General features: G+C 73.0%; 13 protein-coding genes. 8 read left to right on the top strand and 5 right to left on the bottom strand.

Translation table 11 applies throughout. The annotated features are described in order from the left end of the window. Nucleotides 1-2 precede the first annotated feature (2 nt). The 4 genes from ngg to KSK32_RS17105 all read left to right on the top strand — a co-directional run bounded on the left by ngg (nucleotide 3) and on the right by KSK32_RS17105 (nucleotide 4,764). Complete coding sequence (gene ngg / locus KSK32_RS17120) at nucleotides 3-1,841, top strand: N-acetylglutaminylglutamine synthetase (RefSeq protein ID WP_216932116.1); 1,839 nt, start codon at nucleotides 3-5, stop codon at nucleotides 1,839-1,841. Then, a complete protein-coding gene (locus KSK32_RS17115; RefSeq protein ID WP_216932115.1) occupies nucleotides 1,838-3,022 on the top strand; it encodes an osmoprotectant NAGGN system M42 family peptidase in 1,185 nt (394 codons plus the stop codon). The genes ngg and KSK32_RS17115 overlap by 4 nt, the downstream gene beginning before the upstream one ends. A 306-nt stretch (nucleotides 3,023-3,328) precedes the next feature. Further along, the gene (locus KSK32_RS17110) at nucleotides 3,329-4,258 is read left to right on the top strand and encodes a ribonuclease Z (RefSeq protein ID WP_216932114.1); all 930 of its coding nucleotides are present in this window, start codon (nucleotides 3,329-3,331) and stop codon (nucleotides 4,256-4,258) included. Beyond that, entirely contained in the window at nucleotides 4,255-4,764 is a 510-nt protein-coding gene (locus KSK32_RS17105) for a GNAT family N-acetyltransferase (RefSeq protein WP_216932113.1), read from the top strand. Before KSK32_RS17110 ends, KSK32_RS17105 begins: the two co-directional genes overlap by 4 nt. Before the next feature lie 87 nt (nucleotides 4,765-4,851). On the opposite strand, the gene KSK32_RS17100 is transcribed toward KSK32_RS17105, so the two are convergent. Continuing rightward, entirely contained in the window at nucleotides 4,852-6,222 is a 1,371-nt protein-coding gene (locus KSK32_RS17100; protein WP_216932112.1) for a cystathionine beta-synthase, read from the bottom strand. Between the two features lie 76 nt (nucleotides 6,223-6,298). Beyond that, nucleotides 6,299-6,655: a YkvA family protein gene (locus KSK32_RS17095; protein WP_013474058.1), complete on the bottom strand. Its 357-nt coding sequence runs from the start codon at nucleotides 6,653-6,655 to the stop codon at nucleotides 6,299-6,301. A 141-nt stretch (nucleotides 6,656-6,796) separates the two neighbouring features. On the opposite strand from KSK32_RS17095, the gene KSK32_RS17090 reads away from it, so the two are divergent. The 4 genes from KSK32_RS17090 (at nucleotide 6,797) to KSK32_RS17075 (ending at nucleotide 11,818) form a co-directional block, all read left to right on the top strand. After that, nucleotides 6,797-7,843, top strand: a complete 1,047-nt coding sequence (locus KSK32_RS17090; RefSeq protein ID WP_216932111.1) for an SGNH/GDSL hydrolase family protein — start codon at nucleotides 6,797-6,799, stop codon at nucleotides 7,841-7,843. 316 nt (nucleotides 7,844-8,159) lie between these two features. Next, a complete protein-coding gene (locus KSK32_RS17085) occupies nucleotides 8,160-8,972 on the top strand; it encodes an SGNH/GDSL hydrolase family protein (protein ID WP_216932110.1) in 813 nt (270 codons plus the stop codon). A 58-nt stretch (nucleotides 8,973-9,030) separates the two neighbouring features. Next, nucleotides 9,031-10,293 carry an acetyl-CoA C-acetyltransferase gene (locus KSK32_RS17080; protein ID WP_216932109.1) on the top strand — a complete coding sequence of 421 codons (1,263 nt, stop codon included), beginning with the start codon at nucleotides 9,031-9,033 and terminating at the stop codon, nucleotides 10,291-10,293. Between the two features lie 40 nt (nucleotides 10,294-10,333). Then, a complete protein-coding gene (locus tag KSK32_RS17075) occupies nucleotides 10,334-11,818 on the top strand; it encodes a CYTH and CHAD domain-containing protein (RefSeq protein WP_216932108.1) in 1,485 nt (494 codons plus the stop codon). Nucleotides 11,819-11,911: 93 nt separating this feature from the next. Here the strand turns inward: KSK32_RS17075 and KSK32_RS17070 are convergent, their stop codons facing one another. From KSK32_RS17070 to KSK32_RS17060, 3 genes are all read right to left on the bottom strand, one after another. Beyond that, nucleotides 11,912-12,232: a hypothetical protein gene (locus KSK32_RS17070; protein ID WP_216932107.1), complete on the bottom strand. Its 321-nt coding sequence runs from the start codon at nucleotides 12,230-12,232 to the stop codon at nucleotides 11,912-11,914. 127 nt (nucleotides 12,233-12,359) lie between these two features. Beyond that, complete coding sequence (locus tag KSK32_RS17065; protein ID WP_216932106.1) at nucleotides 12,360-13,118, bottom strand: Bax inhibitor-1/YccA family protein; 759 nt, start codon at nucleotides 13,116-13,118, stop codon at nucleotides 12,360-12,362. 125 nt (nucleotides 13,119-13,243) lie between these two features. Next, complete coding sequence (locus KSK32_RS17060; RefSeq protein WP_216932105.1) at nucleotides 13,244-14,101, bottom strand: Bax inhibitor-1/YccA family protein; 858 nt, start codon at nucleotides 14,099-14,101, stop codon at nucleotides 13,244-13,246. Between the last annotated feature and the right edge of the window lie 32 nt (nucleotides 14,102-14,133).

The following is a 14,133-nucleotide window of genomic DNA, read 5'->3' as shown; positions in this document are numbered from 1 at the left end:
CCATGACGGACACTCTCGCCACCGGAACGGCGCGAACCGACCGGGAACGGGTGCTGGGCCGGCGCCGGGAACGCACTGGCCCGGGCGGCGACCCGATCGCACCGGGTACGCCGGAGCCGCGACAGCCGGAGACCGCGTCCACCGACGCCTCGGGCGTGGTGCTGGACTGCGGCTGGGGCCGGCTGGTGTTCGGGCAGACGTTCGACGACCAGGTGCACGTGGCCGACGTGCTGCGCTCCGAAGCGGTCGGCGCCCGGGACATCTGCATCTACCTGCGCGACCCGCACGTGCTGGTGTCCCGGCTGCCGGACGAACTGTTCATCGACCCGTCGCTGACCTACCGGCTGCCGCTGGGCGAGAAGCGGCCCGCCGCCACCGAGGGCGGCGAGGTGCCCGGGCTGACCGTCCGGCCGCTGCGCGACGCCGCCGACGCCGAGGCGGTGAACCGGATCTACGCGCGCAACGGCATGGTCACCGCCCCGGTCGAGGTGCTGGTGGACAACGCCGGCACGAACCGGTTCCTGCACCTGGTGGCCGAGGACGCCACCGGTGAGGTGGTCGGCACCATCACCGGCGTGGACCACGTCGCGGTCTTCGACGACCCGGAGAACGGCGCCAGCCTGTGGTGCCTGACCGTGGACTTCAACACCGCCCCGCCCGGCACCGGGCAGGCGCTGCTGACCGCGCTCGCGGACCGGCTCGACGGGCGCGGACGGGCGTTCGTGGACCTGTCCGTGCTGGCCGAGAACTCGGGCGCGATCCGGCTGTACGAGCGGCTCGGCTTCCACCGCACCGGCACGCTCTGCGTCAAGCGGAAGAACCCGATCAACGAGCGCCTGTTCCTGCCCGCCATGCCCGAGGGGTACGACGAGCTGAACCCGTACGCGAAGATCGTCGCGGACGAGGCGATGCGCCGCGGCATCCGGGTCGAGGTGACCGACCCGCACTGGGGTGAGCTGAAGCTGACCACCGGCGGCCGGACCATCCACACCCGCGAGTCGCTGTCGGAGCTGACCTCGGCGGTGGCGATGAGCCGCTGCGACGACAAGCGGGTTACCCGGCGCATCCTCACCGAGGCGGGGCTGTCGGTGCCGCGCGGTCGCACCGCCACCGGCGAGCCCGACGACGTCACGTTCCTGGACGACGTGGGCCCGGTGGTGGTCAAGCCGGCGCGGGGCGAGCAGGGCAACGGGATCACCGTCGGCGTGCGTACGCCGGAAGCCCTGACCGCGGCCGTCGAGCTGGCCCGCCGGTTCTGCCCGGACGTGCTGATCGAGGAGCTGCGCGCGGGCGACGACCTGCGGGTCGTGGTGATCGACCACGAGGTGGTGGCCGCCGCGGTACGCCGGCCGGCGCAGATCACCGGCGACGGCGTGCACGACATCACCGAGCTGATCGAGCGGCAGAGCCGGCGCCGGGCGGCAGCCACCGGCGGCGAGTCCCGCATCCCCATCGACGACATGACCCGCGAGGTGGTGGCGGAGGCCGGGTACCGGATGCACGACGTGCTCCCGGAGGGCGAGGTGCTGGCGGTCCGCCGGACGGCCAACCTGCACACCGGCGGCACGATCCACGACGTGACCGCCGAGCTGCACCCGGCGATCGCCGAGGCGTGCGTCACCGCGAGCCGGGCGCTGGACATCCCGGTCACCGGGCTGGACCTGCTGGTCCCCGCCCCGGACCAGCCGGAACACGTGTTCATCGAGGCGAACGAGCGTCCCGGACTGGCCAACCACGAGCCGCAGCCGACCGCCGAGCGCTTCGTCGACCTGCTCTTCCCGGGTACCCGGGCACCGCAGCGACTCTGGTCGCCTGCCGGTGCGGCAGGCTCTGGGGCATGACCGCACGCAAACCCCAACCGCTCAAGCTCGATCTCGACTACCTCCGCCAGGTGCTGGTGGAGCTGCTGGAGATCCCCAGCCCGTCGGGGCGCACCGACCACATCCAGCAGTACGTGGGCGAGCGGCTCTCCGCGATCGGGATCAGCTCGACGCTGACCCGTCGCGGGGCGCTGAGCGCCTGCCTCCCCGGCCCCCGGTCGACCGGCGCCGACCGGGCCGTGGTGGTGCACACCGACACCATCGGCGGCATGGTGAAGCGGCTCAAGGAGAACGGCCGGCTGGAGATCAACCCGATCGGTACGCACAGCGCCCGCTTCGCCGAGGGCGCCCACGTGCGGATCTTCACCGACGACCTGGACCGGGTCGTCACCGGCCAGGTGCTGCCCCTGAAGGCGAGCGGCCACCGCTACAACGAGGCGGTCGACCTCCAGGGCGTCGGCTGGGAGCTGGTGGAGGTGCGGGTGGACGAGCCGGTGCACGACGAGGCCGGGCTGCGGGCGCTGGGAATCGACGCCGGGGACTTCGTCGCGTTCCTGCCCAACCCGGCCATCACCCCGAACGGGTACGTCAAGTCCCGGCACCTGGACGACAAGGCGGGCGTGGCGTCGGTGCTGACCGCGTTCAAGGCGATGGTCGACGCCGGTGTCACCCCGGCGGTCACCGCGCATCTGCTGGTCACCGTCACCGAGGAGATCGGCCACGGCGCGAGCCACGGGCTGGACCCGGACGTCGCGGAGATCGTCTCGGTTGACGCGGCGGTCGTCGCGCCGGGTCAGCAGTCCCGGGAGACCGCGGCGACGCTGGCGATGGGCGACGGGGTCGGCCCGTTCGACTACCACCTGACCCGCAACCTGGCCTCGATCGCCAAGGAGCACGGCGTCGACCTGGTCCGGGACGTGTTCGACTACTACCGCTCGGACGTGGCCGCGGCGGTCGAGGCCGGGGCGCACGCCCGGGTGGCGCTGCTCGGGTTCGGCGTGGACGCCACCCACGGCCACGAGCGCACCCACCTCGACGGCCTGCACCAGCTCACCCAGCTGCTCTGCCTCTACCTGCAGAGCCCGCTGGTCTTCCCCGAGTGGGACGCCGAGCCGGAGGGCGATCTGGCCGACTTCCCGTCGCTGGCGGTGCAGCCGGCCCACGAGGAAGGCCCGCGCGAGGGCCCGATCGGCCTGGACTGACACCTGTGATCGAAATCCGTTGCCGCGGCCGCCGCGAAGTGGATAGCGTGGCGGTACACGGGAAAGGAGGTGGTCCAGACTTGTATAGCAATCGGACTCGTGAGGTGGCTGTCCGCTAGCCGCTGTCCTCGACAGTGAAATCTCGTCCGCCGCGAGGCGGGCACCTGCAGGATCGTCGAGACCGTGTGGCAGCGGTGCGGCGAAACCACGACAGCCACCCGACCCCCGGGGTGCCGGCCCAGTCCAGCCGGCCCGCGCGCGAGCGCGGAAGCCCCGGGGGTCGCTTTATGCGCTCCGGAGGATGCCGTGTCCATGCGTGAGCTGGTGGTGCTCGGTACGGCCAGCCAGGCCCCGACCCGGCAGCGCAACCACAACGGCTACCTGCTGCGCTGGGACGACGAGGTGATCCTCTTCGACCCGGGCGAGGGCAGCCAGCGGCAGATGCTGCACACCGGGATCACCGCCACCGACCTGACCCGGATCTGCGTCACCCACTTCCACGGCGACCACTGCCTCGGCCTGCCCGGCATGATCCAGCGGCTCTCGCTGGACCGCGTACCGCGCCCGGTGGCGGTGCACTTCCCGGCCGGCGGCGCGGAGTACTTCGCCCGGCTGAGACACGCGTCCAGCTTCTACGAGACCGCCGAGCTGGCAGTCGAGCCGATCGACGCCGACGGGCAGCGGATCACGCTGGGCATCGGCACGCTGGAGGCCCGCCGGCTGCGGCACCCGATCGAGACGTACGGCTATCGCCTGGTCGAGCCGGACGGCTGCCGGATGCTTCCGGAGCGGCTGGCCGCGTACGGCATCGCCGGTCCCGACGTGGGGCGGCTGTTGCGCGACGGGCACCTGGACCGCGACGGGCGTCGCGTGACCCGGGACGAGGTGAGTGTGACCCGGCCGGGGCAGCGGTTCGCCTTCGTGATGGACACCGGGCTCTGCGACGGCGTGTACGCGCTGGCCGAGCACGCCGACCTGCTGGTGATCGAGTCGACGTTCCTGGAGTCGGAGGCGGCGCTCGCCGCCGAGGTCGGGCACCTCACCGCCGGCCAGGCCGCGCGGGTGGCGGCCGAGTCGGGGGTACGCACGCTCGTGCTCACCCACTTCTCCCAGCGGTACGCCGACCCGCGCCGGTTCCACGACGAGGCGCGCGAGCACTTCTCCGGTGATCTGGTGATCGCCGAGGATCTCCAGACGGTGCAGGTGCCGCCCCGGCGGGTACCGTCGCCCGGGTGACGATATCCCTACGTTCCGCGACCGAGGCCGACCTGATGGCGGTCGGCGCCCTGCACCAGCGCTCCCGGGTGGCGGCGTACTCGCCGTTCCTGCCGCCCGAGGCGCTCGCCGACCCGACGCCCGAGGCGATGGGCCGCTACTGGGTGGAACGGCTGACCTGGGAGGGTGCCGACCACCGAATGACCGTGGCCGAGCGGGACGGGCGGCTGGTGGGGTTCAGCTACCTCGGGCCGGACGACGGGGGCGACCCGGCGACCGGGCTGCTCAACGCGATCCACCTGGAGCCGTCCGAGCGGGGCCGGGGCACCGGGCGGGCGCTGATGGTGGACGCGCTCGACGCGATGCGGGCCCGGGGCTGGACCCGCGCGGCGCTGTGGGTGCTGCGGGACAACACCCACGCACGCGGGTTCTACGAGCGCGGCGGCTGGGCCGCCACTGGTGATCAGCGGGACGAGCACATCGGCCAGGTGCTCGTCCCCCAGCTCCGCTACGCCCGCCGCTTGTAAGGAAGGGCCCCCTATTAACGCCTCCGGTAGAGGAAGGGCCCCTTGTTAACACTGAGTGTTAACAAGGGGCCCTTCCTTACAGGCAGGTCAGCGGGCGCCGAGGTGGGCGAGCAGGTCCTGCCGGGTCAGCACGCCCTTGGGCTTGCCGTCGACGAGCACCAGCGCGGCGTCGGACTTCTCCAGCAGTCCGACCGCCTCGCTCACCGGCTGGCCGCCGCCGATCATCGGCAGCGGCTCGCCCATGTGCCGCTCGATCGTGTCGTGCAGGTGGGCCTGGCCGGTGAACAGGGCGTCGAGCAGGTCCCTCTCGGCGATCGAGCCGGCCACCTCGCCGGTCACCACCGGCGGCTCGGCCTTGAGCACCGGGAGCTGGGAGACGCCGTACTCGCGCATGTAGTCGATGGCGTCGCGGACCGTCTCGGTCGGGTGAACGTGCACCAGCTCGGGCAGGCCGCCGGGCTTGCCGGCGAGCGCGTCCGCGACAGTGGGCTCGGTGCCCGAGTCGTCCAGGAAGCCGTACCGGGCCATCCACCTGTCGTTGAAGATCTTCGACAGGTAGCCCCGGCCACCGTCCGGCAGCAGCACCACGATCACGTCGTCCGGGCCGGCCTTGCGGGCCACCTCCAGCGCGCCCACCACGGCCATGCCGCAGGAGCCGCCGACCAGCAGTCCCTCCTCGCGGGCCAGCCGGCGGGTCATCTCGAAGGACTCCTTGTCCGACACCTCGACGATCTCGTCGGCGATCTTCCGGTCGTACGTCTCCGGCCAGAAGTCCTCACCGACGCCCTCGACCAGGTACGGCCGGCCGGTGCCGCCGGAGTAGACCGAGCCCTCCGGGTCCGCGCCGATCACCTTGACCCGGCCCTCGGACGCCTCCTTGAGGTAGCGGCCGATGCCGGAGATGGTGCCGCCGGTGCCGACGCCCGCGACGAAGTGGGTGATCCTGCCCTCGGTCTGCTGCCACAGCTCCGGGCCGGTGGTCTCGTAGTGCGAGCGCGGGTTGGCCGGGTTGCTGTACTGGTTGGGCTTCCACGCGCCGGGGATCTCCCGGGCCAGCCGGTCGGAGACGTTGTAGTAGGAGCGCGGATCCTCCGGCGCGACGGCGGTCGGGCAGACGACCACCTCGGCACCGTACGCGCGCAGCACGTCCTGCTTGTCCTGGCTGACCTTGTCCGGGCAGACGAAGACGCAGCGGTAGCCCTTGAGCTGGGCCACCAGGGCCAGCCCGACACCCGTGTTGCCGCTGGTCGGCTCCACGATCGTGCCGCCCGGCCGCAGGATGCCCGCCTTCTCGGCGTCCTCCACCATGCGCAGCGCGATCCGGTCCTTGACCGAGCCGCCCGGGTTGACGTACTCCACCTTCGCCAGCACGGTGGCCTGGATGCCCTCGGTGACGTTGCGCAGGCGTACCAGCGGGGTGTTGCCGATCAGCTCGACGACGTTGTCGTAGTACTGCACCTCGTTGTGCCCTTCGTCGCGCCGCCGTCGTGGGGCGGTCGGTCAGCCGTCAGTTCGCCGACCAGCGTACGTGCCGTCAGGGCACCACGTGCCCGGGGATGACGGAGCTGCGACGTGCCTCCCACTCCAGGAACCGCTCGGTCTCGGCGAGCACGCTGCCCGCCAGCCAGGTGACCATGACGGCGTCGTCGGCCAGCCCGAAGATCGCCAGCGGGATCTCCGGCAGCAGGTCGATCGGGGAGACGATGTACGCCGTCGCCCCGGCCATCAGCGCCAGGCGCAGGCCGCCGTCGTACTCGCCCCTGGTGGTCGCGCGGATCATCCGCGGCAGCGCCGCCAGCCGGGCCCCGAGCGACGGCCCGCCCCGCGTGCCCGCCGCCAGCGCCCGGGCCAGTGCGGCGAACGCGGCACTGCGCTTCAACGTCTTCCCCATGATTTCGCCCCTCTCCGCTCGACCATGGTGCGGCCCGGCGGCAAGCCCGCGTCCGCTGCCCCCATCGGTACCCAATCGGGGCAGCGCCCAGCCATCCGATCACGGACAGCAGTGGTCGTACCGGCGCGATACTGTCGGCTCATGGGGGACGCTGGTTCCGTCGCGCCGGTCCGCCGGCAGCGCGCCCGGCAGATCGCCCGCCTCGCGGCGATCGGCACGGGCGCCACGGTGGCGGCCACCGCCGCCACCGGCGGCGTGCTGCTCGGCCAGGCCCGGCAGGCCCGCCGCACCATCCCGATGGCCCAGGCGCCGCCGCCGCGCTGCGACGGTGTGTACGGCGCGAAACTGCCCGGCCCGCCGGTCACCATGGTCGTCCTGGGCGACTCCTCAGCGGCCGGGTACGGCGTGCACAGGCGCCGGGAGACACCGGGCTCGCTCCTGGCCACCGGGCTGTCCCGCCGCCTGCACCGGCCGGTCCGGCTGCACCGGTTCGCCGTCGTCGGCGCGCTGTCGTCCGGGCTGAAACCGCAGGTCGAGTCCGCCCTCGAGGTCGAGCCGGACGTCGCAGTGATCCTGGTCGGCGGCAACGACGTCACCAACCGCACACCGTTCTCGGTGGCAGTGCGCTACCTGGTCGACGCGGTCCGCACGCTCCGGGCGGCCGGTTGCGAGGTGGTTGTCGGCACCTGTCCCGACCTGGGCACGATCCGGCCGATCCAGCCGCCCCTGCGCTGGCTGGCCCGGCGCTGGAGCCGCCAGCTCGCGGCCCTGCAGACGGTGGCAGTGGTCGAGGCCGGCGGCCGTACCGTCTCGCTTGGCGACATGCTCGGGCCGCGGTTCGCCGCCGAGCCCGGCCGAATGTTCGCCTGGGACCGGTTCCACCCCTCCGCCGAGGGGTACGCCATTGCCGCGGCGGCGTTGCTGCCCACCGTGCTGTCCGCGCTGGGCGCGGTCCCGGAACGCAGGCCTGTCCTGCCCGGCGTGGAAGGCGTACGGTCGCTCCCGGAGGCCGCCCACCAGGCGGCCCGGCACGCCGGCACGGAGGTCAGCGGCGCCCAGCTCCGGGGTCGCGACCGCGGGCCGGGCGGGCGGTGGGCGCAGCTTCGCCGGCGGGCCTTCTTCGGCGTCGGCGCGGTGCCCCCGACCGGCAGCGCCGCCGACTCGGCAACGCTGGAGGGAACGGCATGAGCGAGCGCAGCGAGCGAATCGGCCGGCTCAGCGCAAAGGTGCCTCATGGCGGCACGGAGCGAAGCGGAGTGACGGCATGAGCGAGCGCAGCGAGCGAATCGGCCGGCTCAGCGCAAAGGTGCCTCATGGCGGCACGGAGCGAAGCGGAGTGACGGCATGAGCGAGCGCAGCGAGCGAATCGGCCGGCTCAGCGCAAAGGTGCCTCATGGCGGCACGGAGCGAAGCGGAGTGACGGCATGAGCGAGCGCAGCGAGCGAATCGGCCGGCTCAGCGCAAAGGTGCCTCATGGCGGCACGGAGCGAAGCGGAGTGACGGCATGAGCGAGCGGAACGAGGTGGCCCGGTGGGGCCGGGCCGCGGCCCTGTCGCTGCTGGCGGGCACGGTGGGCGGCGCGGCGGTCCTCGCCGGCCAGGCCATCGCCGCCCGCACCCGCGAGTACGCCCAGCCCGAGCTTGGTCTGGTGCTGCGCGCGACGGTCGGCCGTGCGGACGCCCCGCCGCTGCGGCTGGTGCTGCTGGGCGACTCGTCGGCGCTCGGTGTGGGCGTCGACCGGTTCGAGGACACCATCGGCGGTCAGCTCGCCAACCTGCTGGCCGAGGGGCCGGCCGGCCGCCGGGTGCAGCTGTCCAGCGTGGGTGTCTCCGGCTCGCGCGCCACCGATCTGGCGACCCAGGTGGCCCGGGCGCTGCTCGGCGAGCCGCCGGACGTGGCGGTGGTGCTGATCGGGGCGAACGACGCCACCGCGATGGCCCGGCCCGGTGACGCGGCGGCCTACCTCGGCTCGGCGGTACGCCGGCTGCGGGAGGCGCACGTCGAGGTGGTCGTGGGCACGTGTCCCGACCTCGGCGCGGTACGCGCGGTCGCCGCACCGTTGCGTCAGGTGCTCGGCTGGTCCGGGCGGCGGATGGCGCGGGCCCAGACGGCGGCCGTGCTGGAGTCCGGCGGCACCGTTGTCGACCTGGGCACCGAGACCGGTCCGGTGTTCCGCGCGGACGCGGGCACGCTGTGCCGCGACGGCTTCCACCCGTCGGCGGACGGCTACCGGGTGTGGGCGCACGCCCTGCTCCCGGCGGTCGAGGCGGCGGCTGCTGTCGCGTTCCGGCACCGCCGGCAGCCGCCCACGGGGTGACATTTCCCGCCCGCCTCGCGACTTCCCGGGCATGTTACTCGCGCGTTAACGTTGGTTCATGCCGATTGAGTCGCCCCGCGACGCCGTCATCGTCGCCACCGCCCGGTCCCCCATCGGCCGCGCGTTCAAGGGTTCCCTCCGCGAGGTCCGCCCGGACGACCTCGCCGCCACCATCGTCCAGGCCGCCCTCGACAAGGTTCCGGCGCTCGATCCCGCCACCATCGACGACCTCTACCTCGGGTGCGGTCTGCCCGGCGGCGAGCAGGGCTTCAACATGGCCCGGGTGGTCGCCACCCTGATGGGCCTCGACGGCCTGCCCGGCGCCACGCTGACCCGCTACTGCGCGTCCTCGCTCCAGACCACCCGGATGGCGATGCACGCGATCCGGGCCGGTGAGGGTGACGTGTTCGTCTCCGCCGGTGTGGAGATGGTCTCCCGGTACGCCCGGGGCAACTCGGACACGCTGCCACCGGAGGCGCAGGCGCTCGTCGGCGGCGGCTGGGAGAACCCCCGCTTCGCCGAGGCGCGGGAGCGTTCCGCGGCCCGCGCCCAGGGCGGCGCCGAGGTGTGGACCGACCCGCGCGAGGCCGGGCAACTCCCCGACATCTACCTCGCCATGGGGCAGACGGCGGAGAACCTGGCCCAGGTGTACGACGTGACCCGTGAGGACATGGACGCGTTCGGCGTCCGCAGCCAGAACCTCGCCGAGAAGGCGATCGCGGACGGCTTCTGGGCCCGCGAGATCACCCCTGTCACCACGCCGGACGGCACCGTGGTCAGCACCGACGACGGCCCGCGTGCCGGGGTGACCCTGGAGGCGGTGGCCGGTCTGAAGCCGGTGTTCCGCCCGGACGGCCGGATCACCGCGGGTAACTGCTGCCCGCTCAACGACGGCGCCGCCGCCGTGGTGATCATGAGCGCCGAGCGCGCGTCCGAGCTGGGGCTCACCCCGCTGGCCCGGATCGTCTCCACCGGTGTCACAGCGCTCTCCCCCGAGATCATGGGTCTGGGCCCGGTCGAGGCGTCGAAGCAGGCGCTGAAGCGGGCCGGCATGACCATCGACGACGTCGACCTGGTCGAGATCAACGAGGCGTTCGCCGCCCAGGTGATCCCGTCGTACCGGCAGCTCGGCATCCCGGAGGAGAAGCTGAACGTCGCCGGTGGCGCGATCGCTGTCGGCCACCCGTTCGGCATGACCGGCGCCCGGATCACCGGCACGCTGCTCAACGCGCTGGAGTGGCACGACAAGACCATCGGTCTGGAGACCATGTGCGTCGGTGGTGGCCAGGGCATGGCGATGGTGCTCGAACGACTGAGCTGAGACCGGTTCGCCGGAGCGCGGGCCGGGTACGGGAGGCCGCATGGCGACCGTCGTGGAACGTGAGCGCAAGTACTCCGGCGACGAGGGTTTCCGGCTGCCCGACCTGACCGGGTGCGGTGGCGTCGTGACCATGTCCGACGCCACCGTCTCGGATCTGGACGCCGTCTACTGGGACACCGACGACCTTCTCCTGCTGCGCAGCGGGCACGCGCTGCGCCGGCGTACCGGCGGGCACGACGCGGGCTGGCATCTCAAGGTCGGCGCGGTCGGTGGCGCCCGGGTCGAGCACCAGTTCCCGGCCGGGGCGTCCGACGACGGCCCGCCGCCCGAGCTGGTCGCGCTGATCCGGGGCGCGTCGCGCGGCCGCCCTGTCGCACCGGCGGCCCGGGTGGTCAACCGGCGCCGCGAACACCGCCTGCTGGGCGCGGACGGCCGGGTGCTGGCCGAGGTGGCCGAGGACGACGTCCGGTCCGAGGATCTGGTGGACGGCGCCGCGCGGACCTGGCACGAGATCGAGATCGAGCTGGTCGAGGGCGACGAGGCGCTGCTCGACGCGCTCGGCGGGCGGCTGCGCGCGGCAGGTGCCCGTGAGGTGGCGGTCAGCAAGTCGCACCGGGCCGTCGCCGGCCGGATCGAGCGCTTCCACGACCGGGAACCGGACGGTCCGGCGGCACCGGTCCTCGCGTACGTCCGGGCGCAGCTCGACGCGATCGTCGGTAACCACGCGGCCGCGTACCAGGGGGACGAGGACGCGGTCCACGACATGCGCGTGGCGACCCGCCGGTTGCGGGCGACGCTGCGGACCTTCCGGGGTCTGTGGGACCGCCGGGAGAGCGAAGCGGTCCGGGCGGAGCTGCGCCGCCTCGGCGGGGAGCTGGGCCGGGTCCGCGACACCCAGGTGATGGCCGCGCGGCTCACCGATGCGGTGCACGAGCTGCCGGACGAGCTGGTGCTCGGTCCGGTGGCGGCGCGGATCGGCGAACGGTTCGCCGCCGACCGGGCCGAGGCGACCACCGCACTGCGGTCCGCGCTGGACTCCGACCGCTACCCCGAACTGCTGGCCCGCCTGGACCGGCTGGCCGCCGCCCCGCCCGCCGACGTCGGCCGACGGTGGGTGGACCGCCGGATCCGTAAGGCGGTAGGCCGCGCCGACACCCGGCTGGACCGGGCGCTCGCCATCACCGGGCCGGAGGGGGACGCCGCGCTGCACGAGGCACGCAAGAAGCTCAAGGCCGCCCGCTACGCGGTGGAGGTGCGCGAACCGGCCGCCGGCAAGCGGGCCGCCCGCCTGGTGAAGCGGTTCAAGGCGCTCCAGGATCTGCTCGGCACCCACCAGGACTCGGTGGTCACCCGGGAGGTGCTGCGGCGGCAGGCCCTTCAGGCGTACGCCGACGGCGAGAACACGTTCACCTACGGCCTGCTGCACGCGAGGCAGGCCGAGGCCGCCGGCCATGACCGCCCGGCCGTCCTGCGGGCGCGCGACCGCTCACGACGCCGCAAGGTACGCCGCTGGCTGAAGCCCTGACCGTCCCCCTCTTCCCGGCCGATCATGAAGTTGACGGGGATCGGCGTCCGTTTTGTCGCCGCCAACCTCATGATCAACGGGATCGGGGCGGGGCTAGAGGGCGGCGCGGGTCCGGGTTATCTGCGCGGTGGCCTCGGCTAGGACGTGGTCCGGGGGCGCGGCGAGCGTCAGGTCGGCGGTCACCACGCGGAGCTGGTCGGCCAGGGCCAGGTCGCTGGGGAGGCGGGGCACCTCGCGACGCGGCTCACCGGCCGCGTCGGCGGCCAGATTGGCGATCTCCTGGACCAGCTTGTGCACCAGGTCGGCGCGGGACACGTTGCCGCCGTCGGCCTTGGCCGACCAGCGCGGCTGCTGCCAGTGCCCGACCTGTCGGACCAGCAGGGTCACCGCCCGGTCCAGTTCCGCTGCGCTCATCGCCGCCGAGTCTACGGCGACTCCAGGCCCCGACGCGGCGACAGGCGCCCGGAGCCGGCATCAACGCCGACAGGCGCCCCGAGCAGACGGCCGCGGGCTGAGCCGCGACAGGCGTCCGGAGCCGCCGTCAGCGGCGGACATAGCTGAGCAGGCGGAGGATCTGCCAGTACAGGAAGATCAGCCCGACCAGCAGACCGAAGGCGCAGTACCAGGCGTAGCGGCGGGGCAGCCGGTTCGCGGCCGACCGCTCGACCAGGTCGAAGTCGAGGATGAAGCTGAGCGCGCCCGCGATGATCGCCACCACCGAGAACAGGTACGGCAACCAGCCCACCCGATCACTGAGGCTGTAGACGACCACCCCCTGCCGCCCGGTGAACAGGTACGCGAACAGGTTGACCAGGCCGATCGCCACGATCCCGACGAGCGTGCCGATGACCAGCCGGGCCAGGCGCGGGGTGGCGCGCACCAGCCGGGCCCGGTAGAGCACCGCCATGCCGAGGAAGACACCGAACGTGCCGACCACCGCCTGCGCCACGATCCCCGGGTAGACCATCTCGAAAGCGCGGCTGGCCACCCCGAGCAGCAACCCCTGGAGCACCGCGTACCCGACGATGACCGGCGGGCTGGTGATCTGCTTCAGCGAGATGACGAGCACCAGGGCCAGGCTCGCCAGCGCGCTTCCGGCGAGTGCGGCGGGGATCCACGCGGCCTGCGGCACCACCACCCAGGACACCGCCGCCGTGACGCCGGTGACCAGCAGCAGACCCACGGTCCGGCTGACCACGTCGGCCACAGTCATCGCGTCGGCGGTGCCGGCCCCGAGCACCTGCCGCTCGGCGCGGCCGACGTCGTCCAGCCGGTCCAGCACCGGGTTGGCACTGCGCACCGTGACCACCTCCCGCCCACGTACCCGGATCCCACTCTGCCCCGGGCGGCGCGGCGGGGACGGGGAAACGGCGACGCCCGCCGCCGCGGATGCGGCAGGCGGGCGTCGTCGGGGAGGGCGTGATGTCAGTCGTCGCCCTGGAAGTAGCTGAGCAGCCGCAGGATCTCGATGTAGAGCCAGACCAGGCCGACCACGATGCCGAAGGCGGCGGTCCAGGAGTATCGCTGCGGGAGGCCCATCCGGACCCCCTCCTCGATGTCGGCGAAGTTGAGCACGAAGCTCAGCGACGCCACCACGATGCAGACCAGGCTGAAGCCGATCGCGAGCGGGCTGCCGTCGCGCAGGCCGGTGTTCACGCCGAACAGCGCCAGCACCAGGTTGACCAGCATCACGCCGAACAGACCGGCCATGATCGACACGATGATCCGGGCGAACTTCGGCGTGGCCCGGATGATCCGCGCCTTGTAGATCATCGCCATCAGGAAGAAGACGCCGAACGTGGCCACGACCGCCTGGAGCACGATGCCGTCGTAGAGCGACTCGAACGCCTTGCTGACCATGCCGACGAAGACGCCCTCGACGATCGAGTACGCCACGACGAGGGCCGGGTTGGCCATCCGCGAGAACGAGATGATCAGGCCGAGCACCAGGCCGACCACCGCGGCGCCGATCCAGGCCGGGCCGGCGAGCGCGTCCGGCACGAGCACCCAGGCCGCCGCGGCCGAGGCGCCGAGGATGGCGAGCATGAGGACCGTCTTGACGACCACGTCGTCGAGGGTCATCGGGGTCACGGTGGGCGGGGCCACCGGCTGGCCGTAGCCGCCCGGGTAGGGCTGGGCGTAGGGCTGCTGGGGGTACTGCTGCTGCGGGTACTGCTGGGGGTATCCGGGCTGACCGTACGGCCCGGGCTGGGCGTACCCGGCCGCCCGCTCACGCTCTGCCGCCTGGCCGAGCCGGGCGAGCACCGGGTTCGAGGTCTTCACTTCTCAGGCCTCCCTCAGGGGGTCGATCGCAC

Origin of the sequence: Micromonospora sp. WMMB482, from assembly GCF_019038635.1 — a bacterium.
Classification (GTDB): Bacteria; Actinomycetota; Actinomycetes; order Mycobacteriales; family Micromonosporaceae; genus Micromonospora; species Micromonospora marina.
This window is presented reverse-complemented; position numbering and strand designations above follow the sequence as displayed.

Bases quoted from the DNA above. Each gene is read 5' to 3' on its own strand.
- ngg (WP_216932116.1), top strand. From the start codon at position 3: ATGACGGACACTCTCGCCACCGGAACGGCGCGAACCGACCGGGAACGG.
- KSK32_RS17115 (WP_216932115.1), top strand. From the start codon at position 1,838: ATGACCGCACGCAAACCCCAACCGCTCAAGCTCGATCTCGACTACCTC.
- KSK32_RS17095 (WP_013474058.1), bottom strand. From the start codon at position 6,655: ATGGGGAAGACGTTGAAGCGCAGTGCCGCGTTCGCCGCACTGGCCCGG.
- KSK32_RS17090 (WP_216932111.1), top strand. From the start codon at position 6,797: ATGGGGGACGCTGGTTCCGTCGCGCCGGTCCGCCGGCAGCGCGCCCGG.
- KSK32_RS17085 (WP_216932110.1), top strand. From the start codon at position 8,160: ATGAGCGAGCGGAACGAGGTGGCCCGGTGGGGCCGGGCCGCGGCCCTG.
- KSK32_RS17080 (WP_216932109.1), top strand. From the start codon at position 9,031: ATGCCGATTGAGTCGCCCCGCGACGCCGTCATCGTCGCCACCGCCCGG.
- KSK32_RS17075 (WP_216932108.1), top strand. From the start codon at position 10,334: ATGGCGACCGTCGTGGAACGTGAGCGCAAGTACTCCGGCGACGAGGGT.
- KSK32_RS17070 (WP_216932107.1), bottom strand. From the start codon at position 12,232: ATGAGCGCAGCGGAACTGGACCGGGCGGTGACCCTGCTGGTCCGACAG.